A 3,452-nucleotide genomic window follows, 5' to 3' on the forward strand; every position below is an offset into this window, starting at 1 on the left:
GACCGCACCGACCGGCCGGCAGGTCGACGAGCTCGTCCGGGCGCACCGGCGCTGACCGGGCCGCGCACCCGGGTCAGGCGCGGGCGCCCCGCGCCACCATCGCCGCCTGGTACTGAGGGGACGTCCCCTGCGTCCGGACCTCCTGGAGCACGTGGTCACGCACCCCGAGGTCGGCCAGCACCGCGCTCAGCTCGGCGACGTCCGCCTCGGTGAGCACCGTGGGGTCCACCGTCGTGCGCACCTGCACGTCGACCCCGCTGGCCAGCACCAGGCGCAGCGACTCGAACGCCGCCTCGGCACTCGTCGTCGGGCCGCCCACCTGCGTGATCGCGCGGTAGAGCCGGGCGGGCGCCTTGATGTCCAGACCCACCCAGTCCACCCAGGGCAGCACCCGGGCCAGCCGGCGCGGGTAGGCCCCGCCGGTGTGCAGCCCGACGCCGAACCCGGCCGCACGGACCTCCTGCACGGCGTCGAGCAGCGCGAGCTGACGGGTCGGCTCACCACCGGAGAACACGACCCCGTCGAGCAGTCCGTGGCGGGCCGCCAACAGCTCGCGGACCTGCGACCACGGGACCACCCCGGGCGTGCGGGGGTCGATGATCGCCTGGTTGTGGCAGTAGGTGCACCGCCACGGGCAGCCCTGCGCGAACACCGTGGCCACGAGGTGGTCCGGCCAGTCGCAGGTGGACATCCGGGTCAGACCGGCGATCGCCAGACCGTCGGCCCCGTCCGACGGCGTGCGCACGGCACCCTCGGACGGGGCGACGGCCACGGTCACACCCCGGCCAGGGCGGGCTCGCGGAACGGCGTGCGCTCGGCCTGCTCACCCTTCTTGCCGACGTTGAAGCTCGAGACCGGGCGGTGGTAGCCCATGACGCGGGTCCACACCTCGGTGACCGCACCGCACGTCGGGCACGACCACTGCTCACCGTCGAGGTACCCGTGCGCCGGGCAGATGGAGAACGTCGGGGTGACCGTGAGGTACGGCAGCCGGAACCGGGACAGCGCCCGCCGCACCAGCTCCTTGCACGCCGCCGGGGACGAGACCCGCTCGGCCATGTACAGGTGCAGCACGGTGCCGCCGGTGTACTTGGTCTGCAGCTCGTCCTGGCGCTCGAGCGCCTCGAACGGGTCGTCGGTGAAGCCCACCGGCAGCTGCGAGGAGTTCGTGTAGTACGGGTTCTCCGGCGTGCCGGCCTGCAGGATGTCCGGGTAGCGCTTCTTGTCCTCCTTGGCGAAGCGGTACGTGGTGCCCTCGGCCGGGGTGGCCTCCAGGTTGTACAGGTGGCCGGTCTCCTCCTGGAACTCGACCATCCGGGCGCGCACGTGGTCGAGCAGCCGGACCGCCATGAGGTGGCCCTCGTGGTCGGAGATGTCGAGGGCGTCCAGCGAGAAGTTGCGGATCATCTCGTTGATCCCGTTGACGCCGATGGTGGAGAAGTGGCTGTCCAGGCTGCCCAGGTAGCGCCGGGTGTAGGGGAACAGGCCGTCGTCCATGAGCTTGGAGATGGTCTGGCGCTTGAGCTCGAGCGAGTCGCGGGACAGCTCCAGCAGCCGGTCGAGCGCGGCCAGCAGCGCCGGCTCGTCACCGGCGTGCAGGTAGCCCAGCCGGGCGCAGTTGATCGTGACGACACCGACGGACCCGGTCTGCTCCCCCGAGCCGAACAGCCCGTTGCCGCGCTTGAGCAGCTCACGCAGGTCGAGCTGCAGGCGGCAGCACATGGACCGCACGTCACCCGGCTTCATCTCGGAGTTGATGAAGTTCTGGAAGTAGGGCAGCCCGTACTTGGCGGTCATCGCGAACAGCCGGTCGGCGTTCTCGGAGTCCCAGTCGAACTCCTTGGTGATGTTGTACGTCGGGATCGGGAAGGTGAAGACCCGGCCCGATGCGTCACCGGCGGTCATCACCTCCATGTAGGCGCGGTTGATGACGTCCATCTCGGCCTGCAGGTCGCCGTAGGTGAAGTCGCACGGCTCGTCGGCGACGAAGACGACCTCGTCGCGCAGGTCCTCCGGGCAGGTCCAGTCGAAGGTGAGGTTGGTGAACGGGGTCTGGGTGCCCCAGCGGCTGGGCACGTTGAGGTTGTAGACCAGCTCCTGGATGCCCTGGCGCACCTGGTCGTAGGTGAGGTTGTCCAGCCGCACGTACGGCGCCATGTAGGTGTCGAAGGAGCTGAACGCCTGGGCGCCGGCCCACTCGTTCTGCATGGTGCCGAGGAAGTTGACGATCTGGCCGATCGCGGAGCTGAAGTGCTTGGGCGCGGTGGCCTCGACCTTGCCCGGCACCCCGTTGAGGCCCTCGGCCAGCAGGCGCTTGAGCGACCAGCCGGCGCAGTACCCGGACAGCATGTCGAGGTCGTGGATGTGCAGGTCGCCCTCGCGGTGCGCGGACCCGACGGCCTCCGGGTACACCTGCGAGAGCCAGTAGTTGGCGATCACCTTGCCCGCGGTGTTGAGGATCAGCCCGCCGAGCGAGTAGCCCTGGTTCGCGTTGGCGTTGACCCGCCAGTCGCTGCGGTCCAGGTACTCGTCGATGGACGATGCGACGTCAACGGTGACGGACGTGGTCACTGAGCGCTCCCTACTAGATGTTGTGGTGCGACCGGGCGCGCACGACTAGATGTGGGGAATTTCTACGTCAGAGACCCCCCGAAACCCGGGACGTACGTCCCGCCCGGACGAGGCCGCACGACCCGACCTGCACCCCCGCGCAGCCGGTCGCCACAAGTTCCCGGCGTGTCGTTGCGCGCCCTCACCGCGCCGCGCGCACCACGACCTCGTCGCCCGGCCTCAGCTGGGCCCACACCTCCCGGGACGCCGCCGTGAGCACCCCGACGACGGGGTAGCCGCCGGTCACCGGGTGGTCCGGGCCGAACACCACCGGCAGACCCGACGGCGGCAGCTGCACGGCGCCGCGGACCAGCGGCGCAGGAGGCAGCTCCCCCGCCCGACGCCGCCACGGTCGGCCGGACAACCGCAGCGCGACGCGGTCGCTGTCCGGCTGCACGACCATCGGCTCACCGGGCAACGGGTCCGCCAACCAGTCGAGCTGCGGACCGGGCAGCAGCTCGAGCACCGGCAGCCCCGCCGGACGCACCCAGGGCGGCACCTGGCCGTGCGGGTCGGGCAGCTCGACCGCCTCGTCACCGAGGCCCAGCACGTCACCGGCGGTGAGCGGCGGCGGCCCCCACCGGGCCAACGTGTCCCTGGACCGTGACCCGAGCAGCGCCGGCACCGCGACCCCGCCGCGCACCGCCACCCAGGTGCGCAACCCCGCGTCGGGCGTCTGCAGGGTGAGCTGGGCGCCGTCGACCAGCCGCACCGCCCGACCGCTCGCCACCGGCCGGCCGTCGACCTGCGGCCGGGCATCGGCACCGGTGAGCGCGACGACGACGGTGCCGCGCGCACGCAGCCGCAACCCGCCGAGCAGCACCTCGAGCCCGGCCGCCGCC

General features: G+C 71.7%; 3 protein-coding genes. All 3 read right to left on the reverse strand.

The features are described from left to right. Positions 1 to 73: 73 nt before the first annotated feature. A complete protein-coding gene (locus F2B26_RS15155) occupies positions 74 to 772 on the reverse strand; it encodes an anaerobic ribonucleoside-triphosphate reductase activating protein (protein WP_268891117.1) in 699 nt (232 codons plus the stop codon). 2 nt (positions 773 to 774) lie between these two features. Further along, on the reverse strand, positions 775 to 2,571 hold the full coding sequence (locus tag F2B26_RS15160; RefSeq protein WP_159810784.1) for a ribonucleoside triphosphate reductase: 1,797 nt from the start codon (positions 2,569 to 2,571) through the stop codon (positions 775 to 777). 181 nt (positions 2,572 to 2,752) lie between these two features. Beyond that, positions 2,753 to 3,452, reverse strand: a 700-nt coding sequence (locus F2B26_RS15165; protein ID WP_159810786.1) for a 5-oxoprolinase subunit C family protein, incomplete at its 5' end; no start/stop codon positions are given.

The sequence above is a fragment of the Cellulomonas citrea genome (genome assembly GCF_009829685.1).
In the GTDB taxonomy this organism is placed as follows: Bacteria; Actinomycetota; Actinomycetes; order Actinomycetales; family Cellulomonadaceae; genus Cellulomonas; species Cellulomonas citrea.